Genomic DNA, 25,733 nt, shown 5'->3' with positions numbered 1-25,733 from the left:
TTAATAAGTTTTTCTGTTGAATTTGAAATCTTTCGTTATTTCAATGGAAATACATATTGCTGTTAACTAAACTCGGAGGTGTCTATATTGCTAAGATTTGAACATGTTTCAAAGATTTACAAGGGAGGTAAAACGGCGGTCAATGATCTGAACTTGGATATTGATCGTGGCGAATTTATTTGTTTTATCGGACCAAGTGGTTGCGGGAAGACAACAACGATGAAGATGATAAATCGCTTGATTGAGCCTACAGAAGGCCAGATTTTTATCAATGACAAAGATATTATGAAGGAAGATCCGGTAAAACTGCGTCGATCGATAGGCTATGTCATTCAGCAAATTGGTTTGATGCCACATATGACGATTCGCGAAAATATTGTACTCGTTCCGAAACTTTTAAAATGGTCGGAAGAAAAGAAAAATGAACGTGCAAAAGAACTGATTAAACTGGTAGATTTGCCAGAGGAATACTTAGATCGTTATCCGTATGAATTAAGTGGTGGGCAGCAACAACGGATAGGTGTGCTTCGTGCGCTGGCCGCTGAACAGAACTTGATTTTGATGGATGAGCCTTTTGGTGCGCTCGATCCGATTACGCGTGATTCTTTGCAGGAGGAATTTAAGAACTTGCAACGCGAACTTGGAAAAACGATTATTTTCGTAACGCATGATATGGACGAAGCGATAAAGCTTGCGGACCGCATTGTCATAATGCGCGGTGGTGAGATTGTGCAATTTGATACGCCTGATGAAATTTTGCGTAACCCAGCTGATAAATTTGTAGAAGACTTTATTGGGAAAGATCGCTTGATTGAAGCGCGTCCAAATGTGACGAATGTCGAACAAATTATGAATAAGGCGCCCGTTTCGATTACGGCGGATAAATCATTGCAAGCTGCGATTCAACTCATGAAGGATCGTCGTGTGGATACATTGCTTGTGACGGATGATCAGAATGTGCTAAAAGGTATCATTGACGTAGAGGCTATTGAGCATAATCGCCGGACTGCGACGTCTGTTGTTGATATTTTAGATAAAAATGTTTTTTATGTAAGAAAAGACGCGTTGTTGCGTGATACGATGCAACGGATTTTAAAACGTGGCTTTAAATATGTACCAGTGGTCGACGAGAAAAGGCGCCTTGTTGGCATCGTAACTCGCGCCAGCTTGGTTGACATTGTATATGATTCCATCTGGGGCGATTTAGAAGAGACAGAAGCAACTGCGGAACAACAAAAAGAGGAAGTACACGAATAAAATTAGGAGGTTATTTTAAATGGACGCGATTACGCAATTTTTTCAAGACAACGGCCATGACCTGCTAGTAAAAACGTGGGAACACCTGTATATCTCGCTTTCGGCGGTAATATTAGGTATTGTTGTGGCTGTGCCAGTCGGAATTCTTCTGACACGCTCGCCAAAAATCGCAAATTTCGTTATTGGTATTGTTAGTGTCTTGCAAACCGTACCTTCACTTGCGATATTGGCTTTCATCATTCCAATTCTGGGCGTTGGTAAAATACCAGCGATTGTAGCACTGTTCATCTATTCTGTGCTACCAATCATGCGTAACACTTTCATCGGTGTGCGTGGTGTGGACAAAAACTTAATTGAATCAGGGCGCGGTATGGGCATGACTTCTTGGCAACTCGTCAAAAATGTCGAACTACCAAATTCAATTTCGGTCATCATGGCAGGTATTCGCTTGTCTGCTGTATACATTATTGCTTGGGCAACGCTTGCTTCTTATATCGGCGCTGGCGGACTCGGTGACTTTATTTTTAATGGTTTGAATTTATACCGTCCGGATTTAATTCTCGGTGGTGCGATTCCTGTTACTATTCTAGCGTTATTAGTAGAGTTCTTCCTAGGTAAGCTAGAAGTTAAAATCACACCAAAAGCGATTCGCGCAGCAAAGGAGGGGCAGTAAGATGACATTCAAACTTGTAACAAAAATCACTGCCATCTTGCTTAGCATCTCTCTTTTATCTGCATGTTCCTTACCAGGACTTGGTGGAAGTACAGATGGCACTATCAAAATAGGAACGATGTCCACAACCGAATCACAAATTGTCGGGAACATCGTAAGGCAAATGATTGAACACGATACAGACTTAAAAGTAGAGATGGTCAACAACCTCGGTTCGTCTGTCGTGCAGCATCAGGCTATGGTAAACGGCGATATTGATATCTCAGCCACACGCTACACTGGCACAGATTTAGTGGGACCGCTTGGCGAAGACCCAATTAAAGACCCTGAAAAAGCTTTAGAAGCCGTGAAAAAAGGATTTGAGGATAAGTTTAATCAATATTGGTTTGATTCTTACGGTTTTGCGAACACATATGCCTTTATGGTACGTCAAGATACAGCGAAGAAGTATCATTTAAAAACAATAAGTGACATGCGCGCGGTAGAAAATGAGTTAGTTGCTGGTGTCGATAATTCATGGATGGAACGTGCTGGAGATGGATACAAAGCGTTTTCAGAGGAATACGACATCACCTTCAAAAAGATTTTCCCGATGCAAATAGGTTTGATTTACACCGCTTTAAAAAATGACCAAATGGATGTGGCCTTAGGTTATTCCACAGATGGTCGGATTCCAACATATAACTTAGTCGTTTTAAAAGATGATAAGCAATTTTTCCCACCATATGATGCATCGCCAATGGCCACCGACAAAATTTTAAAAGAGCATCCAGAACTGAAAACAACCATTAATAAGCTAGTCGGTACGATTTCTACGGAAGAAATGCAGAAACTAAACTACCAAGCAGATGGCGAACTTAAGGAACCATCCATCGTCGCTGAAGAATTTCTAAAAAAACATAATTACTTTGAAGATAAATAAGGAGGTGTCGACAAAATGGAAACATTCAAGCAACTCATAGACTACTATCAAACAAATGGAAGCTACGTAATGGAAGAATTCTGGCGACATTTCTTAATGAGTGCTTACGGCGTCATCTTTGCGGCTATCGTCGCGATTCCACTAGGCATTTATATCGCTCGCAAGAAAAAGCTAGCGGGCTGGGTCATTCAAACTGCGAACGTTATTCAAACCATTCCAGCTTTGGCATTACTCGCAATGCTCATGCTTGTGATGGGACTCGGCACCAATACGGTCGTGCTATCGTTGTTCTTATATTCGATCTTGCCCATCTTAAAAAACACATACACTGGTATCCAAAATGTAGATGGCGCACTCTTAGAATCAGGAAAAGCGATGGGAATGACAAAATGGCAAGTATTACACATGATTGAAATTCCGCTCGCATTATCCGTTATCATGGCAGGTATCCGAAATGCCCTCGTTATTGCTATCGGTGTCGCAGCAATTGGAACATTCGTTGGAGCAGGTGGCCTAGGAGACATTATCGTACGTGGAACAAACGCTACAAACGGTACAGCTATTATTCTAGCCGGAGCAATTCCGACCGCGTTAATGGCAGTAATGGCCGACGTATTACTAGGCTGGGTCGAACGAACATTAAACCCGGTGAAAAACAAAAAGAAAAGCCTGACAGAGGTCTTATAAACAAAAACGAACTATTATCCATATTAATGGCTGATAGTTCGTTTTTAATCTACATAAAATACTATTTCCCGTTTAAAAATAATATTGGTTCGCTTTTAGAAGGAGGAGAGAAAAATGCAAGCTATACTTATTATCATTCGAGGAAACTCGGGAAGCGGCAAAACAACCATTGCCCAGCAGCTACAAAAAGAACTTGGCCCAGGCACCATGCTCATTTCACAAGATGTTATCCGTCGAGATATCATGTACACTAAAGATCGAGAAGGCAATCCGAGCATCCAGCTCATTCAAAATATTGCAATTTACGGTAAAGAAAACTGCAAACACGTAATTATTGAAGGTATCCTAGGAAATAAAATCTATCAAGCCATGCTTCACGAATTAATCTCATTTTTCAACAATCGAGCTATTGTCTGCTATTTCGATATCCCATTCGAAGAAACCGTCAAACGTCACTTAACAAAACCTAATGCACATGAATTTGGCGTTCAGAAAATGGAAGATTGGTGGCTAGAAAAAGATTATCTGGGTGTTCCAAACGAAATCATCTGTACTGAGCAACACACACAAACAGACATTCTCCACACTCTCCAAGTACAACTAAAAAAACCATTCCAATAAAGGAACAGCAAGGTACTAAAACAACGCAATAAGGTAAACAATCACATAAATTACGCCAATAATGGCAGGAATAATTGAAGCCATTAATAAGAAAATCTGATACATTGGCTTGCGCTTCATCTGCATACCTTTAATACTTAGATAAAACCCAAGAAAGCCAGCACTTCCCATTAATATAGCAACAATAAATAGTAAACTTTCCGGCCAGCTAAAATTATATATCACATATAAACAAAGATAACCAAAAAGAATAAATAAAATAGCAACATCGACTAACGCTTTCCATCGTTCATTTTTAGGCATGTAACTTCCAACTCCTTACGTCACTTAGTATAGCTGATATAGAGGCAATTATGCAAGTGAACTTTTTTAGCTAAGGGCAGGGAGGAGACTCCTGTGATAAAAAAGAACATAATGCAACAAGGATAAGGTTATCATGTTTTGTCACCAAGAGACTTGTCTTGCTGAAAGATATTCAAGGGTAAGTTTATTTATCTAACAATGGCTATTCGCTGGTCTTTTTTTAATTACAATAATTTTATTATGTAAACTAATGCGACGTTTAATAACTTTCCCCTGACAATTTGATTATTTTCCTTTATAATAGGAGACAGGAATATAAATGCCGAATGAAGGTGATATAGATGGTAAACAAAAATCCAAAAGAATATAAAAAAATGCTCGAAAATAATCATACATTACCATATAAAGTTCGCATTGATAACCAGTGCTATAATGTCATCGTGTATTCGATGCTTGGCAAAATTACTGGTGTCATTGTAACAAATGAAAATGGTCTCACTGTAAATCGTGCAATTGCTGAAGAAGTCATCGCACAAGTGCAGAAATACAGCTTTTATTTTGATTACTTGAAAAAAAGAACGCAATTAGTGAAAGAAAGAGATAGTATTACTGCGGAAAGAATCGACGGTGTTCAGCGCATTTTAAATGAGAAAGGCTTGTTCGGTGAGAAGATGCAACTAGAAATTGACCAGCTGAACTTGGCATTAGAAGTTTACAAGCAACAACAACGCAAATTAGATATTTATCAAGAAGACATCGCACTACTTAATGAAAAAATTGAATCACAGCATGAAATATACGAAGAAGATTGGCACTACGCGGAAGATTTATCCCTTGCTTATGCGATTGCGGCTTATGGGCAAAGTCTTTATTTAGAGAGGACACGTGATACTCGCCGAAAAATGCTAAAATGGACCCAACTACATGGTAAAATGCTGTCATCCGAACATCGCAAAGCGCTGACAAAATTAGCATTTGTACTAAGTGATGCGCATGCTGGACACATTTTTGAGCAAATTATTTCACTTATTCCGATGCTTGAAATTGGTTTAGCACTGAATAAAGACCAAGAAATACCAGCTCAAGTAAAAGCATTTGGCAAAGCGTATGAGCTCCATCTGCGAAATTACGAATCACCAATGGAGCAAATTGCACCATTAATCCGAAATAAACAACGCTAAACAAAGCGAAAGAAAGGTTTTTAGACGTATGCAAACAACAGAAATAGAAGAACGATTAACGAAAGAAATACCGACACTTATTGTTAAAAAAAAACGAAGACTTGGCGCCCTATACATTCACAAAAACAGGGGGCTCAGCTGATATTTTTGTGATACCTACATCTCATGATTTAGCGGCTAGAACAATCGCTTTTACACAAGAACATGGCGTACCATTAACGGTACTTGGAAACGGCTCTAATTTAATTATTAAAGATGGTGGCATTCGTGGCATTGTCATGTATTTAGACGCCCTGCATGCCATTAAACGCGAAGGCACGAAGATTGTCGCTGGTTGCGGAGCTAAAATTATTGATGTATCCCGATTTGCCTTAGAATCATCACTCAGCGGATTAGAATTTGCGTGTGGCATCCCAGGGTCTGTTGGTGGTGCATTATACATGAATGCAGGCGCATATGGTGGCGAAATTTCCGACGTCTTAATCGAGGCAACCATCATCACACCATCCGGAGAAATCAAACAGCTCCAAAAAGACCAACTAGAAGCCAAATACCGCAAAAGCTCGATTGCCGATAAAAACTATATCGTATTAGAGGCTGTATTCGAATTACAGCTAGCAGAATCACATACGATCGCTCTTAAAATGGAAGAACTAACAACATTACGCGAAGAGAAGCAACCATTGGAATACCCATCATGTGGCAGTGTTTTCAAACGCCCACCAGGCCATTTTGCGGGAAGACTCATTCAAGACGCAGGACTTCAAGGGCATCAAATCGGCGGCGCACAAGTATCCACAAAACACGCTGGTTTTATTGTAAACATCGACAATGCGACGGCAACCGATTATATGAATCTTATTGATCATGTTCAAAAAACAGTCCTGGCACATTCAGGGGTCTTGCTAGAAACAGAAGTAAAAATTATTGGTGAAGATAAGTAAAATAAAAAAAGGCTAAATCAGCACTTATGGCTTTCTGATTGAAGAAGTCATAAGTGCTTTTATTTGTACCGGTTAAACGGTGCAACACGAAGCTTTTTTTGATACAATAGAGGAAGATTTAATACATAACTAGGAGGATTGATTTTGGAGGCTTTTATTAATTTGTTTTACAATCGTAGTTTTCGGCGAGTGCTGGTCTTTGTGCTAGTTGCCTTTGTACTATACTTACTGCGGAGTATGATCGACATTATTTTGCTAACATTTATTTTCTCGTTTTTGATTAATCGCTTAGAGAACTTTATTTTGAAGCGGATATCGATTTATCGGAAAATTATCGTTATTGTCTTGTACGCATTAATTGCGTTGGGCATTACGCTACTTATCGTGAAATATATTCCGATGCTAATTGAACAATTAGACCAGTTGATTCGCTCGATTAATGGTTTTTACACGAAGCCTGGGAATAATGAGACCGTCAATTACATTATGAATTTGCTAAAAGAGTTCGAAGTGACGAAATATGTGAATGATGGCGTGCAATTCTTATTTGCATACTTAGCCAATATCGGCGTTGTAGCGATGAATATATTTATTGCTCTGATACTAAGCTTGTTTTTCTCACTAGGAAAAGAAAGACTAGTCTTGTTTACTAGCAAATTCGGACATAGTAAGGTTGCTTTTATTTACGAAGAATTAAGTTATTTCGGTAGAAAATTCAACGAAACGTTCGGGAAAGTAATTGAAGCACAATTTATGATTGCATTGGTGAACTGCGTGTTAACAACGATTGCCCTATGGATTATGGGCTTTCCACAATTGTTCTCACTAGCCATTATGGTGTTCTTGCTAGGCTTGATTCCAGTTGCAGGGGTTATCATTTCAATGGTGCCGTTAACGATTATTGCCTATACGATTGGTGGCGTGAACTATGTCTTAATTATACTGGCGCTCGTCGTTGTGATTCATGCTATCGAGTCTTACATTCTGAATCCGAAATTAATGTCAGCTAAAACAGATTTACCTGTATTTTATACGTTCATTATCCTCATTTTCTCAGAACATTTCTTTGGCATTTGGGGACTGATTGTTGGTATTCCGGTATTCATGTTCTTGCTAGATGTATTAGGCGTAATTAATGAAGACGAAGTACTGGTGCACCCAGATAAAAAGGTGCTTGATAAATAATATGGAAGCTGAGAAAGTTGATAATGCGATTTTCTCAGCTTTTTTAATCAAAAGGGGATATGAGTGTGACACATTATTTAGTAGTTGTGTCATTAGACGCGTTGGGCGCTAGTGACTTGGATGATTTAGGTGAATTGCCAACGCTTGCTTTTTTGAAAGAGAATGGGGCGCATGTGAAGCGGGTGACGTCGATTTATCCTTCGCTTACTTATCCAGCGCATACGACGATTGTGACGGGGCATTATCCAGCAACACATGGTATCGTTAACAATACGAAGATACAGCCCGAAAAGGAATCACCGGACTGGTATTGGTATCGCGATGCTATTAAAGTTCCAACTTTATACGATATTGCTAAAAAGGCTGGATTAAAAACGGCAGCATTTCTTTGGCCAGTGGCGGCGCGAAGTTCGATTGATTATAATATTGCAGAGATATTCCCAAATCGGTTCTGGTTGAATCAGATAATGGTGTCTTTGTGGGGAAGTTCTCCAGGATTTTTGATAGATATGAATCGGAAATTCGGCCATTTACGGCGTGGGATTGCCCAACCAGAACTCGATGATTTTTTGATTGCGGCAGTAGAGGATACCATTGTTCGTAAAAAGCCAAATCTGACATTGGCGCATTTTGTGGATATGGATAGTATGCGGCATGCTTATGGTGTTCAGTCGAATGAAGCAAAAGCAGCGTTGAAGCGCCACGACGCACGATTAGCTAGAATTATTGCAGCGACAAAGCAGAATGGTACCTATGATGAAACAACATTCATTATATTAGGTGATCATTATCAATTAGATGTTCACACAGCGCTTCAATTAAATGTCTTATTTGCTGAGAAAGGTTGGCAAACTTTGAAAGAAACACAAATCGTGGCGTGGCACGTATATGCTAAAAGTTGTGACGGCTCTTGTTACATATACATGAAGGAGCAAGGATTGGCATCAGAGGTACACGAGCTTTTGAAAGGAATAGAAGGTATCGAGACGATATACAGCCAAGAAGAGGCTTCGCAATTAGGTGCAGACCAAACATGTTCCTTTATGTTGGAGGCAAAAGCAGGATACTATTTTAAAGATCAAGCAGTTGGTTCGCTCGCACAAACGATTAGCAAAGAAGCTATCGGGAGTCCTGATTATTATCGCGCGGTACACGGTTATTCGCCACAGAAATCAGACTATGCCACGACGCTTATTGCTTTTGGGAAAGGCATTCGAGAAGGTGTATCGATGGAGACGGGAAGGTTAATCGATGAAGCACCAACTTTTGCCCGAATTTTAAATATTGATTTACTTGATACAGAGGGGCAAGTACTTGAGGACATCTTGAAATAAAAAAGGGGAGACGTCACGATGAAACTAACAAAACAAGAGAAAAGCTGGGTTTTACAAGATTGGGGAAATTCGGTATATTCTATCATGATTACGACGGCCATTTTACCAATTTATTTTTAAAAGCGTTGCATCTAGCGCTGGCATTGCAGATAATGTCTCGACTGCGTACTGGGGTTATGCTAATTCGATTGGGACTTTATTGATTTCATTGCTCGCACCAATTTTAGGAACGATTGCAGATTATCAATTTTTCAAGAAGCGATTTTTTAGTTTGTTTACATGGATTGGCGTAGCCTTTACAGTTGCATTCGTATTTGTGCCAGGGGATCAGTGGCTATTATTGCTTGGATTTTATGTGTTATCTTTAATCGGCTTTGCTGGTGCAAACATATTTTACGATTCGTTCTTGGTTGATGTAACAACAAACGAACGAATGGACAAAATTTCTTCGTATGGCTACGCATTCGGGTATTTAGGAAGCTGCATCCCGTTTATCGCCTTCATTGTGTGTCAAGCAACAGGAATCTTACCAGTAAGTCAGACAACCTTGCTAAACGGTGCATTCTTGCTAACTGCTATTTGGTGGGTAGTATTTACGATTCCGCTGTGGCGCAATGTTCAGCAAGTTTACTACATTCCACATGACAAAAAGCCCGTTCGCAGTAGTTTTCTTCGTCTAGGCAAAACTTTGAAAAACATGAGGCAGTACCGAAATATTGTGTTGTTCTTAGTCGCGTATTTCTTTTATATCGATGGTGTTGATACGATTTTCCGGATGGCTTCCTCCTATGGGGTTGATTTAGGAATTTCGGATACTACGCTTATCATCGTACTTTTAGTCACGCAACTCGTTGCCTTTCCGTTCACGATTATTTACGGGCAACTCGCCAAAAGATTCGGTGGAAAATCGCTTATTCTCGTCGCAATTTCGATTTATATTATTATTTGTATTTACGCGATTTTCATGAAAACAGCTGCTGATTTCTGGATTTTAGCGATGCTGGTCGGCACATCACAAGGCGGGATTCAGGCGCTTAGTCGTTCTTACTTTGGTAAAATCATTCCGAAAACAAGATCTAATGAATTTTACGGTTTCTATAATATTTTTGGTAAATTTTCAGCCATTATGGGGCCCGCTTTGATGGGGGTGATCGCACAATTGACTGGACACACGCAATATGGCGTAGCAAGTCTCGTCGTTTTATTTATGATTGGCGGTGTGTTATTCTTATTTGTGAAAGAGACTCCAGCTGAGGAGAATTTAGTACGTCAAGGAGAGAGATAGATGCAAGAGACATACAACAAACAAACGGATAAAACAGGCGAAATGATATTTGAAATCGAATTAAAAGGTAACATTGAAACGGTATGGAATTTAATCGCAACAACAAAAGGATTTGAACAATGGTTTCCAGAAATAAGTATAGGCGAGCCTGGCGTGAACGGTCTCATCTTATTTGATTTCGGCGATGGCCAATATGAAGAATCAACAATTACAGCATATGAACCACCAACTTTATTACAATACGATTGGGATAAAAATACGGTTCGGTTTGAATTAACGGATCAAGGCGATATGACAGCATTACTGTTTACAGAAAGCATTGTTAATCTAACAACACATACACCACGTGATATTGCAGGATGGCATATGTGTTTACAACGCATCAAAGGAATCTTAGAATCGCGCGACGTATCATTTACAGAAGATGAATTTCTAGCTTTATTTGATAAATACCAAGCGTTATTATTTGAGAAATAGGTGACATATGCCAATATTCATCACGGTTATCATACTTATTTATTTCATCACTAAGCAATTTGAATACGAGAAAGTAAGCAGGTTAACATATGTAGCAATTCCGATTTATTCGATTTATCAAATCACGATAACCTTACCACATCGTAACACAGCTATTCCGACATGGATTATAGTTCTCGTTTTTGTAATCGGCGCATGTATCGGTATTTACCAAGCAAGCAAAGTTAAGATAAAAGATGCGAAAGTAACGACCGGATACACAGAAGTAGCAGGCGTAGAGCATGTTGTTTATAAGAAACAAATCATGGTAAAAGGTGGTGCTCGCTATTTAATCGGTTGGGCAGCCATCATCCTCGCAAAATTCTTACTAGCATTCTTGCTACACCTTGATGTGCACGAAAGCGTGATGGAAGCATTCGTTCAGGACGCGCTGAAAGATATGGTTTTTTTCCTATCATTCGCTGCAAAAGAAGGACCTACTGCCTGGATGGACTGGACACTAATTGGAATCTCAAGCGCTGTGTATACGCTACGATTAATTCAGAAGTCACCACTAGTCAAAATGGAACTATTACACCAAAAACATAAGAAATAAGCCAACCGAATAAAAAAATATAAATATAAAATAGTTAATCCTTTGGAAATGGCTATAAGAATGCTGTTTTCAAAGGATTTTTATATGTGTAGAGGCCACCAAGTGTGATTAATTTTTTCTAGTTTACATAATATATATTATAGGAAGTAAAAAATGATAATATCAAGTGGATTTTGATCCTCAATACTGTAAATAAAACTAAATTGCTTCCTTTGTTTATAATAATTCACATAAGATATATTTCTTGTTCTCAAAATAAACAAAGCCACTCGTAAGCAATTTCTAGCTGAGTGACTTCAATATTTACTATAAATTAGGATCTTTCTTAAAGTTTTCGTGTAAAGTTTCATTTTCGTGATATGCTTGGAATGTATAACCTTTATCACGTAGCATTTTAATTACTCTTGGCAATGCATCCAATGTGTTTTTGCGTTCGTGGAATAAGATTACAAGCGGTTCATTGCTACTAGCATATGCGTTTACTTGCGATAGAACATTTTGGTATACAGCTTTTGAATTACCTGTAGAGTAACGCCAATCGTTGCTATCGATGTTCCAGTCTACAAGACGAAAACCGTTCTGCTTTGTTTGCTCTACTTGCTGCTGAGATAGATAGGTACTACCATATGGAGCTCGAATTAGATTTGTTCGAATGCCACTAATTTCTTCAAATTTATCGCGTTCCTTGCTCATTTCTGCAATGAATGTAGGGTTATTCTTACGGTATAACTGCTTAGCATCGTGCGTATAGCTATGTAAGCCAATAACAAAGCCATTATCAATCATGCGCTTGTAAGTTTCTTTGTCTGCATTTTGAAGTTCGTTGCCAACAAAGAAAAAGGAGGAAGGCACTTTCTCTTTCTCCAATATATCTAAGAAACCTTTGAGATGTATGCTTGGGCCATCATCAAATGTCAAATAAGCGACTTTCTTTCCTGCTGCTGGACCTGGAGGCGTTTTTGGTACGGCTTTCAATGGCTGCTGCATGTCTGACACTTTCCAATGCTGTACGGTCACTGCTTCCGCCTTTAATTCTAATATGTCTTTCGATGAGGCGCTTTCTGAAAACAGGTTTTTCGTTATCACTAATCCCCCGATAGTTAAAACAAATGTCGCTATAACGATAGCAATGAGCCATTTGAGTCTGGATGTTTTCTGGCGAGTAGCTTGTGTTCTTCTCTTTTGTCTCATTTCCTTGCCTCCTTTTTTTAAAACTTCTACTCTACCATTTAAACATACATGAACATATTTTTCAAGCGTTAAATGTATTATTTTTAATTAAATTGAAATGATAACGATTACTTTGTAATTTCGTTGTAATAAAAGAAGACAACTCTCTCAATAGAAAGAAATTGCCTTCTTAATTATTAATTATATTTTTGCGTTTCCAAAATTTGATTTGCCATTGCTACAACATCTTCTGCTGGAGGTTCAATACCTTCTAACGGATAGCGAATTCCTAAATTTTCCCATTTGTAAACACCCATTGTATGGTAAGGTAATACTTCTACCCGTTCTACATTTGGTAAAGTTGTGATGAACTCATGAAGCTTCGTTAAATCATCAGGATCATCTGTTTTAGTCGGAATAAGCACATGACGAACCCAGATCGGTTGATTTTTGTCTGCCAGATATTGCGCAAAATCGAGGATTGGTGCATTTGGACGTGTTGTAAGCTTCAGATGTTTCTCTGGATCGATTTGCTTAATATCAAGTAAGATTAAATCAGTCACTTCCATTAAACGATCTAGTTTTTCAATAAATTCAGGGTCTCTTGTAAAACAACCACCGCAAGAATCGATTGTTGTATGGATTCCTGCTTTATGGCATAGCGTGAAGAGTTCAATCAAGAAATCAACTTGTAACAACGGTTCCCCGCCGCTTACAGTGATTCCCCCGCCTGAAGCATCCATGAAAGCTTTATATTTATAAGCTTCTTCAAAAACATCTTGAGCCGTTCTTTCTTCTCCAATACCAATTTTCCAAGTATCTGGATTATGACAAAATTGGCAACGCAATAAACAACCTTGCATGAAAACAATAAAGCGAATTCCTGGACCGTCTACAGTTCCCATTGTTTCCACGGAATGAACTCGACCAATAACTTCAGACATGTGACTCCTCTTCCTTTCAAGTAGTAGATTTACAACAGACAGGGATTGCGTAACTAACACAATCCCTGATTTGTTTCGCTAAACTTTGTTGCTATCTTACATAGATTCGTGCATTGTACGATGGATAACATCTAATTGTTGTTCACGAGTTAATTTAATGAAGTTAACTGCGTAACCTGATACACGAATTGTTAATTGTGGGTATTCTTCAGGGTGTTCCATAGCATCTAATAATGTGTCGCGATTGAATACGTTGATGTTCAAGTGATGACCCATCTTCGTAGAATAACCGTCTAGCATTGCTACTAGGTTATTGATTTGTGATTCATCTTCGCGACCTAATGCTTTTGGTACGATAGAGAATGTGTTGGAAATACCATCTTGTCCATACTCATATGGTAATTTCGCAACGGATGATAGAGAAGCAAGTGCACCTTTCGTATCGCGTCCGTGCATTGGGTTAGCTCCTGGTGCAAATGGTTCGCCAGCGCGACGGCCATCTGGAGTGTTACCAGTTTTCTTACCATAAACAACGTTCGATGTGATTGTAAGAACAGATGTTGTATGAACTGAGTCACGGTATGTTTTATGTTTCTTCACTTTCGTCATGAATGATTTTAGTAGGTTAACAGCGATTTCGTCTACGCGATCATCGTTGTTTCCGTATTTCGGATAGTCACCGATGATTTCAAAATCAACTGCGATACCGCTTTCGTCACGGATTGGTTTTACTTGTGCGTATTTAATAGCACTTAGAGAATCGGCTGCAACGGAAAGTCCAGCAATACCTGTTGCCATTGTACGTAAAATATGTGTATCATGTAATGCCATTTCTAAGCGTTCGTACGAATACTTATCATGCATATAGTGAATAACGTTTAATGTGTTCAAATAAAGTTCTGCAATCCATTCCATCATTGTATCGTATTTCGCCATTACTTCTTCGTAATCTAATACTTCTGATGTAATTCTTTGATATGTTGGTCCAACTTGAGCTTTAGATTTCTCATCTACGCCACCATTGATAGCGTAAAGCAATGTCTTCGCAAGATTAGCGCGTGCACCGAAGAATTGCATTTGTTTACCGATACGCATTGCGGATACACAGCAAGCGATTCCGTAATCGTCGCCCCATTTAGGACGCATTACATCGTCATTTTCGTATTGGATAGCACTTGTTTTGATAGACATTTTCGCACAGAATTTCTTGAATCCTGATGGTAAATGTGTTGACCAAAGTACTGTCAAGTTTGGTTCTGGAGCTGGTCCTAAGTTGTTTAATGTGTGCAAGAAACGGAATGAGTTCTTCGTAACAAGTGGTGCGCCTTCTTCTGAAATACCACCGATTGATTCTGTTACCCACGTTGGATCTCCAGAGAATAATTCATTGTAATCTGGTGTACGTGCGAATTTCACAAGACGTAGTTTCATGATGAAGTGATCCACGATTTCTTGTGCTTGTTCTTCTGTTAGAACACCATTGCGAAGATCACGTTCTACGAAGATATCAAGGAATGTAGATGTACGACCTAAACTCATTGCTGCACCATTTTGTTCTTTAATTGCTGCAAGGTAACCGAAGTATAACCATTGGAAAGCTTCTTGGGCTGTTACTGCAGGTTTAGAAATATCAAAACCATGTTGTGCTCCTAATTGTTTTAATTCGCCTAATGCACGAATCTGTTCATTTAGTTCTTCACGTAAGCGAATGATATCATCGCTCATTGTGCGAAGTCCAGTGTTTTTAAGATCGTTCTTCTTGTCTTCAATTAGGCGATCCACACCGTATAAAGCTACACGACGATAGTCACCGATGATACGGCCACGACCATAAGCATCTGGAAGGCCTGTAATAACTCCTGATTTACGAGCAGCACGCATTTCATCATTATAGGCATCGAAAACACCTTGATTATGCGTTTTACGCCAATCTCTAAAAATGTGTGAAATTTCTTCGTCTACTTTGTAACCATAGGCTTCGCATGCAAGCTCTGCCATACGAATGCCGCCAAATGGTTGTAGTGAGCGTTTGAATGGTTCATCCGTTTGCACACCAACTACTGTTTCTAAATCTTTGTTTAAGTATCCAGGATTGTGTGATGTGATCGTTGATACGATTTTTGTATCCATATCCAGAACGCCACCGTTTTCCCGCTCTTGCTTTGTCAAATCCATTACTTGATCCCATAATTGCGTTGTTGCATCAGTAGGGCCTGCAAGGAAAGTGTCATCACCTTCATATAATCTGTAGTTCTTCAAGATAAAGTCTCTTACATCAATTTCGTTTTCCCAATTACCACCTGTGAATTCAAACCATTGTTCTTTCATTTCGGAAACCTCCTACGTTTCAATTGTTCGTTTATGAGCGTTAAATATTGAGCAAAGCTACCCTAGTAACTTCTTATACTGTTATCATACCACAATTTAAAAATAATGCTACAGTTTTCACATAAAAATTTTATTATTTTTCAAATGAAATAAAGCACTTTCATTACTTTCATAACGCCAAGTGATTGGTATCACAATGTTTGTTAGTCTATTATAGCTATCATAAAAAAAATAAAAATAATTTATTTGACATATTGTAATATTGCTGTACTATTGAAAAACGATTCTATTGTTATAATACAGATTGATAGTTAGTATTCTGTATTAAATCAGTGTCGATACATAGAAAAAAGACTAACCACGACATTGAAATTAGTCTTTTATCTCATTTAATTTTGGCATGCCTTTTTGAGCACCAATTTTAGTTGTGCTGAGTGCAGCTGCTTGATTGGCAAATGTCACAGCGCCTTGCACATTTTTCCCAGATGCAAGCGCAACTGCAAAAGCACCGTTGAATGTATCCCCTGCTCCTGTTGAATCAACAGTATCAACTGGAAATGCAGGCACATGTGTAATACCTGTCTCGTCATGAATTTCTACCCCATGTTTTGCTTGTGTCACAAGTACTGCTTTTGTTTCTGCTTGGAGTAAGTCTTCGGGAAGCTGCTTAAATTCTGTTTCATTAGGTGTCAAGTACGTGATTTTTCGTAAAAAAGAAAGTGGAAAGTGATCAACTGGTGCCGGGTCAAAAAGGATTGGAACATTATAGAGATTTGCAATGTTTACTGCTTTTTCAGTAACTACGAATGGAATTTCGTTCTGTAGTAACAAGATGGAAGCATTGGCAATAATTGTTTCCAGGGGTAAATCGACTGGCCACGCATTATTTGCACCTGAAGCTACGATGATACGATTGTCGCCATTTTCGCGCAAAATCATCGCCAATCCAGTCGTTTCAGAGGCTGTCCAGACATTGGTTACATCAATACAATGACTGTTTAAGTTTGCTAAAGCGTCTGCTCCAAAGGCATCTTCGCCAATCATACCGACCATCATGACATCGCCACCAAGTTTTGCCGCTGCGACTGCTTGATTAGCGCCCTTACCCCCAGGCGAAATACTGACATTGCTTCCCTTTATCGTCTCACCAATCTGTGGTAAGTCATTTAGTTCAGTAGAAATATCCACATTAATGCTTCCAATAACAACAATTTTTCCCATGCTTAATCCCTCATTTCCAAAGTGATTTTTGAGATGTCGTAATCGCTGTTGCTTTTGCCGCTAAAATGTCATCTACTTGTTGGTGCGACGTGATAAGGCCTCCTGCAATAACAGGGATGTGAAGCATTTCTGTCATTTGTTCGACCATCGTTGGCAAAATGCCTGGTAATAGTTCAATAAAATCCGGCTTTGCTTTTTGGACGAGTGCAGTTCCTTTTGTAAAGGCACTTGAATCTAACATAAACAGGCGCTGAATCGCGATGACTTTATTTTGTTTTGCTTTTATAATGACATTGCCTCGTGTGGAAATAATACCTGCTGGACGAATTTCTTGGCATAGGAAATCGACGGCATATTCATCGTTTTTTAAGCCATTGATTAAGTCGGCATGCAACAATACTTTTTTACCGCCAGAAGCTGCTAAGTTGATGAGTGATTTGAGTTGCCCGACTTGGGTTTCCAACATCACCATGTACTCCGCATCTAAGCTAAGAATTTTCTCGACGTCTCGGTGATTATGCGCGGCTGGTATGATAGTTTGACCATTAAACGACATTTTTTTCGCTCCTTCATTACATAATGCGTTTGAACATTTTTTCTAATTCGTAGGTGGAGTAATGAATAATGACTGGACGACCGTGCGGGCATGTGAACGGATCGCTTGCTTCGCGCAATGTATCCAATAATGTCTCCATGTCTTCTTGTGTTAAATAATGATTAGCTTTAATCGACTTCTTACAACTCATCATAATCGCCGCGTCTTCACGTAATTTATGAATGCTGATTTGCGGCTTTTGCAAGGCTTCATCCAAAATATCGCGTAAGGTGCTTTCTTCTTCGCCTTTTGGAAGCCATGTCGGATGCTCTCGAATAATAAAGCTGTTTTGTCCAAAATTCTCAAGAAAAACGCCTACTTCTTCTAGTTTCGCTTTTTGATCGCGTAATTTGATAAATTCATCGGTTGAAAAGTCCAGCACGATTGGGACGAGTAGTTGTTGTAACTCGCGATCCACTTCCCCGATTTTTTCACGGAAAAATTCGTATTTGATGCGTTCTTGCGCTGCGTGTTGATCGATTAAATACATACCTGTTTCGTTCTGCGCCACGATATAGGTTGCGTGGACTTGCCCGACGGGATACATTTTTGGCATGCGTTCTTTTTGTGGTTCTTGTTCGGCGGCTTTTATTGCTGGTGTTACATCGTAGCTAGCCAGTTCTTCATTGATAAACAGTGGTGGTTCGTCAGGTAAATCGGCACTTGTTGGTAAGTCTGGTTTTGTATAGGTATGTTGGTAGGTTGGTGCATCATTCTGTGGTGCTTCTTTCACTTCTTCATTGGTCTTCACCTTTTCTTCTCCGTCAAAATTGATAGCTAACTGTTCGGAAGCTATTTTTTGTCGTTTGGAAAGTGTCGCGTCTGGGATGAGTTGTTCTTTATGGAATGCGGTTTTGAGTGTGTCTGCAATGAATTGGCCGAGTTCGACTTCTTTGCTTAGGCGGACTTCAAGTTTTGCTGGATGCACATTGACATCGACGATAAGCGGATCCATTTCAATTTGTAAAACTAGAATGGGAAAGCGACCAATAGGCAGTAAGGTATGATAGCCTTCTTGAATGGCGCGAACTAAGGCGTAGTTTTTAATGAAGCGACCGTTCACGATGGTAGAAATGTAATTGCGATTAGAGCGATTCACCTCTGGCAGCGCTGCGTAGCCTTTAATTTTGAAATCAAGTGATTCGGCTTGAATCGGAATCATTTTTTTTGCCACAGCAAGCCCATAAATAGATGCCATTACTTGTTGCAAGTCACCGTTTCCACTTGTTTTCAGTAGACTTTTTCCGTTATGTGAAAAACGAAAGCTTACTTCGGGATGAGATAGTGCCAAGCGGTTCATAATGTCTGTAATATTGCCTAGCTCGGTATGCAGGCTTTTTAAATATTTTAAACGAGCCGGCGTATTGAAAAAAAGATTAGAAACTTGTATTTCGGTTCCTTTTCGTGCTTGGGCATTTTGCTTTTCCAATTCTTTGCCGCCTTCTACGACGATTTTTGTGCCGGCGCCATCACCAGTTGCCGTTGTCATCTCTAAATAGGAAACCGATGCGATACTTGGCAAAGCCTCTCCTCGAAAACCTAGTGTATGAACACGAAATAAATCATGTTCGTTCTTGATTTTGCTTGTTGCATGACGTTTGAAGGCAACAGAAACGTCTTCTGCTCTGATACCAATACCATTATCGATAATTGTGATTTTATTTAGTCCACCTTCTTCAACTAAGACATCAATAACGGTACTTTGGGCATCGATTGCGTTTTCGACAAGCTCTTTAACAACCGAAGCTGGGCGTTCTACTACTTCACCGGCTGCTATTTTATTGGATAAGGCATCAGTTAGTTCGATTATTTTAGGCATTTGACTCCACCTTGCTTTCTATTGTTTCACTTTTTTCTGTAAATCGTATAGTGTTGCCATCGCGTCCATTGGTGTCATGTGCATTAAATCAATGTTTTTAATAAGCTTGATGAGTGATTGTTCTTGCTTTGTACGTACGTTTTTTTCTTCGATTGGGAACATCGATAGTTGGACTTCTTCTTGTAATTCAGGAACGCGCGCTTTTTCTGCTGGAACGATAATTTTTTCTTCAGAGCTTTCTAATTGTTCGAGAATATCGCGTGCACGATTGATGAGTTTGGCTGGTAAATTCGCCAGTTCGGCAACATGAATGCCATAGCTTTTGTCGGCTGGTCCATTCTCGATTTTGTGCAAGAAGACGACTTTGCCATTTTCTTCAACAGCACTAACATGAACATTATGCATACCAGTTAATGTTTCGTCTAAAATGGTCAGTTCGTGGTAGTGCGTTGAGAACAATGTTTTAGCATGAACTTCTTCGTGAATGTGTTCAATAATGGCTTGCGCCAATGCCATACCATCATAAGTTGCTGTTCCACGACCGATTTCATCGAATAAAATCAAGCTTTGTGAAGTCGCATTCGCAATAGCATTTCTAGCTTCTAACATTTCCACCATGAACGTACTTTGCCCAGCAATTAAATCATCGGCCGCACCAATCCGCGTAAAAATTTGATCGAAAATTGGTAGTGTTGCTTGTTCGGCAGGAATGTAACAACCGACCTGCGCCATAATCGCAGTCAAGGCAATTTGTCGCATGTACGTGCTTTTACCAGACATATTTGGTCCTGTAATCAATAACATATTGCGGTTATTATCCATCATACAGTCGTTAGCAACATAACTTTGCGCGCCCATCACTTTTTCCACAACCGGATGGCGTCCTTGAATAATTTCTAGTTCGCCCGTTTTGTTCATTTCTGGCTTGACAAAATGATTATTTTCACTGATATTCGCAAAACTTTGGAGGCAATCAATCTCGCTAATAACTTTCGCTAAATGTTGCAGGCGTTCGATGTATTGTTTGACTGTCTCGCGTACTTGAATGAACAATGTGTATTCTAATTCCATACTCTTTTCTTCAGCATCTAAAATGAGTCGTTCTTTTTCTTTTAGTTCGGGCGTGATGTAACGCTCGGCATTGGTAAGTGTTTGTTTGCGCTCATAGCGGTTTTCCGGAAGTGCTGCGATGTTGGCCTTTGTCACTTCGATATAGTAGCCGAAAACACGATTAAAGCCGACTTTTAGTGATTTAATGCCCGTCAATGCTCGTTCTTGCTGTTCGAGCTCCGCGATCCACGTTTTTCCGTTACGGCTGGCGTCTCGATATGTATCTAACTCTGCATTGTAGCCATCTTTAATAATGCCACCCTCGCGAATCGAAATTGGCGGCGATGTATTAATCGCGCGTTCCAGAACATCAGCTAGCGTATCACAAGGATCAATACTCTCAATAATCCGCATCAAATTTGGCTGATTCATTGACTTAAGGGTCTCTTTCAAAAGCGGCACTTGGTACAGCGAATGTTTCAACTGAATCAAATCACGCGCATTTACATTCCCGTAAGCCACACGTCCAGCAAGTCGTTCCAAATCATACACTTGCTTCAACTGCTCCATCAATTCCATCCGCTCAAAATAATGATTAATAAAACTGTTCACATCTTGTTGGCGCGCCCTAATCGCATCCAAGTGAATTAACGGCCGATCAATCCACTGCTTCAGCAAACGTCCACCCATCGCGGTTTTCGTCTGATCCAGCAACCATAATAATGTCCCTTGTTTTCCTTTTCCACGTATCGATTCAGAAAGTTCCAGATTACGTTTCGAATAATAATCCATTTTCATATATTGGCTTGTTTCATAATGAACTGTTTTTTGCAGATGTGACAAATCACGTTTTTGCGTATCAATAAAATAATTTAATAACTTGGCGATAGCTTTCTTCTCAATCGGATGAATCGTGTTCGTCACTAGCGACTCATAGCCATCCGGCAATTCATTATTATTCTCATACGAAATAAATAGGCCGAGCTGTTCACGTACTGCCTTTGGAAATGCCTCGCTAAATTCAATCCCAACAACCATTTCCTTCGCGGAAAGTGTCGTCAACTCATTTAGTAAACGATCTTCCCCCATCGGAAGCACCGTCGATTTCAGCTCGCCCGTCGACAAATCGCAGTAAGCAAACCCATATTCCTTCTCCTCATGCTGAAAAACCGCCGTAATAAAGTTGTTTTCTTTCTCCTTCAATCCTTTTGATTCCATCATCGTTCCTGGAGAAATCAACTGTACGACTTCACGTTTCACCATGCCTTTCGCCAATTTGGCATCTTCCACTTGTTCACAAATCGCAACCTTATGCCCTTTTTCAATCAATGTATCAATATATCCCGCAGCAGAATGGTACGGCACCCCACACATCGGAATCGGATTATCACTATTACTAGCGCGAGCCGTCAACGTTATTTCTAAAAGTTGCGAGGCTTGAATGGCATCCTCAAAAAACATTTCGTAAAAATCTCCCAATCGGAAAAATAGAAAAGCATCCTTATAATTTTCCTTAATCGCTAAGTATTGCTTCATCATCGGTGTTACTTCTGTTGCCATTTTCATCAGCCCTTTTTCTCTTTGTATATATAGTCTTCCGCTTTATTATAGCATAAGTGAATTCATGAAGAAAAGCGAAGCAAAGAAACGATACAGCATTCCAAATAGCCGCACCGTTTCTCACTTATTTCTTTAATTCCGATGTTACTTTATGGCTAATTTCACGTGTAATGGACTGCAACAAATCATTGGCCTCTTCTTGAGAACGTTTAAATTCCTGCACAATTGGCAAATGGTCAATTTCAGCCATCAACGCGTCAATGTTGTCCTCAGTTTGCTTGACTGCACCAAATTTTTGATAATGTTCTAAGTTTACCGCTTCTTTCTGTAATTTCTTGATGGAGCCAACTTTTGCGGCTACTTTTTGATTGGTGTTTATTTTTTCTTCGGCGGCGCGATAGAAAGTCACTGCTTCTGTAGCTTGCAACGCTTCCTTGAGTTCGTTCGCCTTAGCAATAATTGCTTCTTTTTGATATGTCAAAATTGGAACCTCCTTCGCTTACATTGTGAACGGATGGTCTTCGTTAATTAAAATACGCTCGATTTTGGAAGCACGTCCAGTCGTGTCATTAATGCTAATCATACAACCCGACAGCAAACCACGACCCGCTTTAGGCACTTCAAAACGCGTCGGCATCGCTGTTAAGAAACGTCGCAAACTAGCATCTTTGTCCATTCCTAGAATGCCATCATAAGGACCAGTCATTCCAACATCTGTTAAATATGCTGTCCCTTTCGGTAAAATACGATTATCTGATGTTTGCACATGGGTATGCGTCCCAACAATCGCTGTCACACGGCCATCAACATACCAACCCATCGCTTGCTTCTCACTCGTCGTCTCCGCATGAAAATCGACAAAAATAATATTCGTTCTAGCCGCAGCTTCTTCAATGAGCTCGTCCATCTTGCGAAACGGATCATCCAAATCTGTCATAAATGCCCGTCCTTGCATATTAATCACAGCCACTTCCAGCTGATTGCTCTTAATAAAAACAAGTCCTGTGCCTGGTGTACCTTCTGGGAAATTTGCTGGGCGCACTAAATATTTTGCGTCATCAATAAACTCAAAAATATCGCGATTATCCCACGCATGGTTGCCTAGCGTCACCGCGTTCGCTCCTTGTTCTAAAAACTGTTTGTAAATTTTCTCCGTAATACCCCGTCCCGCAGCGGCATTCTCCCCATTAATGACCGTCACCGTTGGGCGGTACGCTTTCTTTAGTTGTGGCAAGTACTCCGTAATCATATCTCGTCCAATCGAGCCAACAACATCACCAATAAATAATAATTCCATTACTACGCCTCACTCTCTATATACACTACTATTATAACGCGAAACGTAAAAAAATACCCGTCCTATTTCCCAGCAACCAAACTTCGACGTTCTAAAAGGGCCACATCTCGAAAAACACCTTCCATTTCACCTAGCTTCTCATGCACACACAGCGTTTTAAAACCAAATTTCTTATGTAACGCAATACTTGCCTTATTCTCCGGAAAAATCAAGGACTGTAGCGTCCAGAAGCCCGCCTTCTCGCTTTCCGTAATCGTATGCCCCATCAAAGCACTACCAATCCCTTTTCCCGCTGCGCTCGGATCAATATAAATACTTAACTCGGCAACTCCACGATACGATGGCATCCCTGAGAACGGCAGCAACGCCGACCAGCCAATTACCGTTCCGTCCTCTACTACTACAAAACGACATGCATCTAAATATTTCGCATCCCACGCCTCAAACGTAGGCACCTCTTTTTGAAACGTCGCATTCCGACTATCAATCCCGTCTTGATAAATACGAGCCACATCTGAATAATTATTTTTTTCAAAATTTCTGATTTTCCATGTTTGCATTGCGTCCAACTCCTTACATAAAGGCTTCCCAATATTATAGCAAAATTTCGAGGAAAACAAAACACGTAGCTTACCGATATGGCTAGCTACGCGTTCCTAGTGATTACTTCGCGTATTCGACTGCGCGAGTTTCACGTATAACGGTCACCTTGATGTGACCAGGGTATTCTAATTCTTCTTCAATCCGTTTTCTAATGTCTCGTGCTAGGCGGTACGACGCCAAATCATCAATAGAATCAGGTTCTACGATGATACGTACCTCACGTCCAGCTTGAATGGCGTAAGATTTCTCAACACCTTCATAAGACTCGGAAATCTCTTCTAATTTCTCAAGACGGCGAATGTAGTTCTCCAATGTTTCACTACGAGCGCCTGGCCTAGCAGCTGATAATGCGTCTGCGGCTGCTACTAATACAGCAATAACAGAGGTTGCTTCTGTGTCACCGTGGTGAGAAGCGATACTATTAATGACAATATCATTTTCTTTGTATTTTGTCGCTAATTCGACACCAATTTCAACGTGGCTACCTTCAATTTCATGATCAATGGCCTTCCCAATATCATGAAGAAGTCCAGCCCGTTTTGCCATTGTCACATCTTCACCAAGTTCACTCGCTAGAATTCCTGCAAGTTTCGCAACTTCAAGGGAGTGATTTAAGACGTTCTGACCATAACTTGTACGGTAGCGTAAGCGTCCCAAAATCTTGATTAAATCTGGATGGATGGAGTGAATACCAACTTCAAATGTCGCCTGTTCTCCGACTTCACGAATATGTTCATCGACTTCTTTACGAGCTTTGTCCACCATTTCTTCAATGCGTGCGGGGTGAATTCGTCCATCTTGCACGAGTTTCTCCAAAGCAATGCGCGCGATTTCGCGACGAACGGGATCAAATCCGGAAAGAATAACCGCTTCTGGCGTATCATCAATAATTAAATCAATACCTGTAAGCGTTTCAAGAGTACGGATATTACGACCTTCACGACCAATAATCCGCCCTTTCATCTCATCATTCGGTAAGTTCACAACGCTGACTGTTGTCTCAGCAACATGATCTGCAGCAGAACGCTGGATTGCTAGTGAAAGAATGTTCTTCGCTTTCTTGTCCGCCTCTTCTTTCGCACGTGTTTCGTAATCTTTCACCATAACAGCTGTGTCGTGTGTTAGCTCTTCTTCCACTTGGTTTAAGATAACGTTCTTCGCCTCATCTTTCGTAAGGGCAGATATTCTTTCTAGCTCACCTTGTTGTTTCTCGATCATCTCTTCAACTTTGCTTTCCTTTTCTTCAATATGTTGTTGACGTTTACTGATACTCTCCTCTTTTCTTTCAAGAGTTGCTTCCCTTTTACTTAAAGAAGTATCTTTTCTGTCGAGGTTTTCCTCCCTTTGCAATAAGCGATTTTCTGATTTTTGTAGTTCCCCTCTTCGCCCACGAAGTTCATTTTCGATTTCAGTACGTAACTTATGATTCTCCTCTTTGCCTTCAAGTAACGCCTCTTTCTTCAAGGTTTCTGCTTCTTTCTTTGCATCTTCCATGATTAATTCCGCTGTACCTCTGGCTGCTGCCAATTTTCGCTGGGAGCTTGATTTATAGATTAGAGAACCAACAACTAGACCGACGATTAAGAAAAGCAAGCTGGAGATGATTATGAGTACGATGTTCATCCTTACACCTCCTTTGCTATTCAATTCTTTTTAATGGTTATGTCGGTTGTCAAGAAAAC

The 25,733-nt window shown here is 40.0% G+C and carries 23 protein-coding genes and 1 pseudogene; 12 read left to right on the top strand and 12 right to left on the bottom strand.

Going from position 1 to position 25,733, the window contains the following annotated elements:
- Positions 1-87 precede the first annotated feature (87 nt).
- From PRIP_RS03140 to PRIP_RS03120, 5 genes are all read left to right on the top strand, one after another.
- Positions 88-1,257 (top strand): betaine/proline/choline family ABC transporter ATP-binding protein, encoded by a 1,170-nt coding sequence (locus tag PRIP_RS03140; protein ID WP_036099417.1) that lies wholly within the window; start codon positions 88-90, stop codon positions 1,255-1,257.
- 19 nt (positions 1,258-1,276) lie between these two features.
- Complete coding sequence (locus tag PRIP_RS03135) at positions 1,277-1,930, top strand: ABC transporter permease (protein ID WP_036085325.1); 654 nt, start codon at positions 1,277-1,279, stop codon at positions 1,928-1,930.
- A gap of 1 nt (position 1,931) precedes the next feature.
- Positions 1,932-2,852: an osmoprotectant ABC transporter substrate-binding protein gene (locus tag PRIP_RS03130; RefSeq protein WP_036099415.1), complete on the top strand. Its 921-nt coding sequence runs from the start codon at positions 1,932-1,934 to the stop codon at positions 2,850-2,852.
- Positions 2,853-2,867: 15 nt separating this feature from the next.
- Complete coding sequence (locus tag PRIP_RS03125; protein ID WP_036099413.1) at positions 2,868-3,539, top strand: ABC transporter permease; 672 nt, start codon at positions 2,868-2,870, stop codon at positions 3,537-3,539.
- Between the two features lie 114 nt (positions 3,540-3,653).
- Entirely contained in the window at positions 3,654-4,160 is a 507-nt protein-coding gene (locus PRIP_RS03120; protein WP_036099412.1) for a kinase, read from the top strand.
- 15 nt (positions 4,161-4,175) lie between these two features.
- Here the strand turns inward: PRIP_RS03120 and PRIP_RS03115 are convergent, their stop codons facing one another.
- The gene (locus PRIP_RS03115; protein WP_036099410.1) at positions 4,176-4,463 is read right to left on the bottom strand and encodes a hypothetical protein; all 288 of its coding nucleotides are present in this window, start codon (positions 4,461-4,463) and stop codon (positions 4,176-4,178) included.
- Between the two features lie 341 nt (positions 4,464-4,804).
- Here PRIP_RS03115 and PRIP_RS03110 point away from each other — a divergent pair, with 341 nt between their 5' ends.
- The 7 genes and pseudogenes from PRIP_RS03110 to PRIP_RS03080 all read left to right on the top strand — a co-directional run bounded on the left by PRIP_RS03110 (position 4,805) and on the right by PRIP_RS03080 (position 11,464).
- Positions 4,805-5,644 carry a hypothetical protein gene (locus tag PRIP_RS03110; protein ID WP_036099408.1) on the top strand — a complete coding sequence of 280 codons (840 nt, stop codon included), beginning with the start codon at positions 4,805-4,807 and terminating at the stop codon, positions 5,642-5,644.
- An 80-nt stretch (positions 5,645-5,724) separates the two neighbouring features.
- Positions 5,725-6,588, top strand: coding sequence for a UDP-N-acetylmuramate dehydrogenase (gene murB, locus PRIP_RS03105; protein WP_052008693.1), 864 nt, complete (start codon positions 5,725-5,727; stop codon positions 6,586-6,588).
- A 144-nt stretch (positions 6,589-6,732) separates the two neighbouring features.
- Positions 6,733-7,773: an AI-2E family transporter gene (locus tag PRIP_RS03100; protein WP_036099406.1), complete on the top strand. Its 1,041-nt coding sequence runs from the start codon at positions 6,733-6,735 to the stop codon at positions 7,771-7,773.
- 65 nt (positions 7,774-7,838) lie between these two features.
- A complete protein-coding gene (locus PRIP_RS03095) occupies positions 7,839-9,107 on the top strand; it encodes an alkaline phosphatase family protein (RefSeq protein ID WP_149023743.1) in 1,269 nt (422 codons plus the stop codon).
- An 18-nt stretch (positions 9,108-9,125) separates the two neighbouring features.
- Positions 9,126-10,392 (top strand): annotated as a pseudogene (locus tag PRIP_RS03090) (MFS transporter).
- Positions 10,393-10,869 carry an SRPBCC domain-containing protein gene (locus PRIP_RS03085; RefSeq protein WP_036099402.1) on the top strand — a complete coding sequence of 159 codons (477 nt, stop codon included), beginning with the start codon at positions 10,393-10,395 and terminating at the stop codon, positions 10,867-10,869.
- A 7-nt stretch (positions 10,870-10,876) separates the two neighbouring features.
- Positions 10,877-11,464, top strand: a complete 588-nt coding sequence (locus PRIP_RS03080) for a hypothetical protein (protein ID WP_036099400.1) — start codon at positions 10,877-10,879, stop codon at positions 11,462-11,464.
- Between the two features lie 306 nt (positions 11,465-11,770).
- On the opposite strand, the gene PRIP_RS03075 is transcribed toward PRIP_RS03080, so the two are convergent.
- From PRIP_RS03075 to rny, 11 genes are all read right to left on the bottom strand, one after another.
- Complete coding sequence (locus PRIP_RS03075; RefSeq protein WP_036099398.1) at positions 11,771-12,655, bottom strand: polysaccharide deacetylase family protein; 885 nt, start codon at positions 12,653-12,655, stop codon at positions 11,771-11,773.
- 176 nt (positions 12,656-12,831) lie between these two features.
- Positions 12,832-13,578, bottom strand: coding sequence for a pyruvate formate-lyase-activating protein (pflA, locus tag PRIP_RS03070; RefSeq protein ID WP_036099396.1), 747 nt, complete (start codon positions 13,576-13,578; stop codon positions 12,832-12,834).
- Positions 13,579-13,674: 96 nt separating this feature from the next.
- Entirely contained in the window at positions 13,675-15,906 is a 2,232-nt protein-coding gene (gene pflB / locus PRIP_RS03065) for a formate C-acetyltransferase (RefSeq protein WP_036099394.1), read from the bottom strand.
- A gap of 372 nt (positions 15,907-16,278) precedes the next feature.
- The gene (locus PRIP_RS03060; protein ID WP_036099392.1) at positions 16,279-17,127 is read right to left on the bottom strand and encodes a ribokinase; all 849 of its coding nucleotides are present in this window, start codon (positions 17,125-17,127) and stop codon (positions 16,279-16,281) included.
- Positions 17,128-17,137: 10 nt separating this feature from the next.
- Positions 17,138-17,683 carry a glycerol-3-phosphate responsive antiterminator gene (locus PRIP_RS03055; RefSeq protein ID WP_036099390.1) on the bottom strand — a complete coding sequence of 182 codons (546 nt, stop codon included), beginning with the start codon at positions 17,681-17,683 and terminating at the stop codon, positions 17,138-17,140.
- 16 nt (positions 17,684-17,699) lie between these two features.
- Positions 17,700-19,541: a DNA mismatch repair endonuclease MutL gene (mutL, locus tag PRIP_RS03050; RefSeq protein WP_036099388.1), complete on the bottom strand. Its 1,842-nt coding sequence runs from the start codon at positions 19,539-19,541 to the stop codon at positions 17,700-17,702.
- Between the two features lie 18 nt (positions 19,542-19,559).
- Positions 19,560-22,151: a DNA mismatch repair protein MutS gene (mutS, locus tag PRIP_RS03045; protein WP_036099485.1), complete on the bottom strand. Its 2,592-nt coding sequence runs from the start codon at positions 22,149-22,151 to the stop codon at positions 19,560-19,562.
- A gap of 124 nt (positions 22,152-22,275) precedes the next feature.
- Complete coding sequence (locus PRIP_RS03040; RefSeq protein ID WP_036099386.1) at positions 22,276-22,632, bottom strand: YlbF/YmcA family competence regulator; 357 nt, start codon at positions 22,630-22,632, stop codon at positions 22,276-22,278.
- 18 nt (positions 22,633-22,650) lie between these two features.
- Positions 22,651-23,448 carry a TIGR00282 family metallophosphoesterase gene (locus PRIP_RS03035; protein ID WP_036085353.1) on the bottom strand — a complete coding sequence of 266 codons (798 nt, stop codon included), beginning with the start codon at positions 23,446-23,448 and terminating at the stop codon, positions 22,651-22,653.
- Positions 23,449-23,510: 62 nt separating this feature from the next.
- Positions 23,511-24,008 carry a GNAT family N-acetyltransferase gene (locus PRIP_RS03030; RefSeq protein WP_036099385.1) on the bottom strand — a complete coding sequence of 166 codons (498 nt, stop codon included), beginning with the start codon at positions 24,006-24,008 and terminating at the stop codon, positions 23,511-23,513.
- A 103-nt stretch (positions 24,009-24,111) separates the two neighbouring features.
- Entirely contained in the window at positions 24,112-25,674 is a 1,563-nt protein-coding gene (gene rny / locus PRIP_RS03025) for a ribonuclease Y (RefSeq protein WP_036099383.1), read from the bottom strand.
- Positions 25,675-25,733 lie beyond the last annotated feature (59 nt).

Origin of the sequence: Paenilisteria riparia FSL S10-1204 (assembly GCF_000525995.1) — a bacterium.
Lineage (GTDB): Bacteria > Bacillota > Bacilli > Lactobacillales > Listeriaceae > Listeria_A > Listeria_A riparia.
This window is presented reverse-complemented; position numbering and strand designations above follow the sequence as displayed.

Excerpts from the sequence above, each read along its gene's own strand:
- PRIP_RS03135 (WP_036085325.1), top strand. The coding sequence starts at position 1,277 with ATGGACGCGATTACGCAATTTTTTCAAGACAACGGCCATGACCTGCTA.
- PRIP_RS03130 (WP_036099415.1), top strand. The coding sequence starts at position 1,932 with ATGACATTCAAACTTGTAACAAAAATCACTGCCATCTTGCTTAGCATC.
- PRIP_RS03125 (WP_036099413.1), top strand. The coding sequence starts at position 2,868 with ATGGAAACATTCAAGCAACTCATAGACTACTATCAAACAAATGGAAGC.
- PRIP_RS03120 (WP_036099412.1), top strand. The coding sequence starts at position 3,654 with ATGCAAGCTATACTTATTATCATTCGAGGAAACTCGGGAAGCGGCAAA.
- PRIP_RS03115 (WP_036099410.1), bottom strand. The coding sequence starts at position 4,463 with ATGCCTAAAAATGAACGATGGAAAGCGTTAGTCGATGTTGCTATTTTA.
- PRIP_RS03110 (WP_036099408.1), top strand. The coding sequence starts at position 4,805 with ATGGTAAACAAAAATCCAAAAGAATATAAAAAAATGCTCGAAAATAAT.
- PRIP_RS03085 (WP_036099402.1), top strand. The coding sequence starts at position 10,393 with ATGCAAGAGACATACAACAAACAAACGGATAAAACAGGCGAAATGATA.
- PRIP_RS03080 (WP_036099400.1), top strand. The coding sequence starts at position 10,877 with ATGCCAATATTCATCACGGTTATCATACTTATTTATTTCATCACTAAG.
- PRIP_RS03075 (WP_036099398.1), bottom strand. The coding sequence starts at position 12,655 with ATGAGACAAAAGAGAAGAACACAAGCTACTCGCCAGAAAACATCCAGA.
- pflA (WP_036099396.1), bottom strand. The coding sequence starts at position 13,578 with ATGTCTGAAGTTATTGGTCGAGTTCATTCCGTGGAAACAATGGGAACT.
- pflB (WP_036099394.1), bottom strand. The coding sequence starts at position 15,906 with ATGAAAGAACAATGGTTTGAATTCACAGGTGGTAATTGGGAAAACGAA.
- PRIP_RS03060 (WP_036099392.1), bottom strand. The coding sequence starts at position 17,127 with ATGGGAAAAATTGTTGTTATTGGAAGCATTAATGTGGATATTTCTACT.
- PRIP_RS03055 (WP_036099390.1), bottom strand. The coding sequence starts at position 17,683 with ATGTCGTTTAATGGTCAAACTATCATACCAGCCGCGCATAATCACCGA.
- mutL (WP_036099388.1), bottom strand. The coding sequence starts at position 19,541 with ATGCCTAAAATAATCGAACTAACTGATGCCTTATCCAATAAAATAGCA.
- mutS (WP_036099485.1), bottom strand. The coding sequence starts at position 22,151 with ATGGCAACAGAAGTAACACCGATGATGAAGCAATACTTAGCGATTAAG.
- PRIP_RS03035 (WP_036085353.1), bottom strand. The coding sequence starts at position 23,448 with ATGGAATTATTATTTATTGGTGATGTTGTTGGCTCGATTGGACGAGAT.
- PRIP_RS03030 (WP_036099385.1), bottom strand. The coding sequence starts at position 24,008 with ATGCAAACATGGAAAATCAGAAATTTTGAAAAAAATAATTATTCAGAT.
- rny (WP_036099383.1), bottom strand. The coding sequence starts at position 25,674 with ATGAACATCGTACTCATAATCATCTCCAGCTTGCTTTTCTTAATCGTC.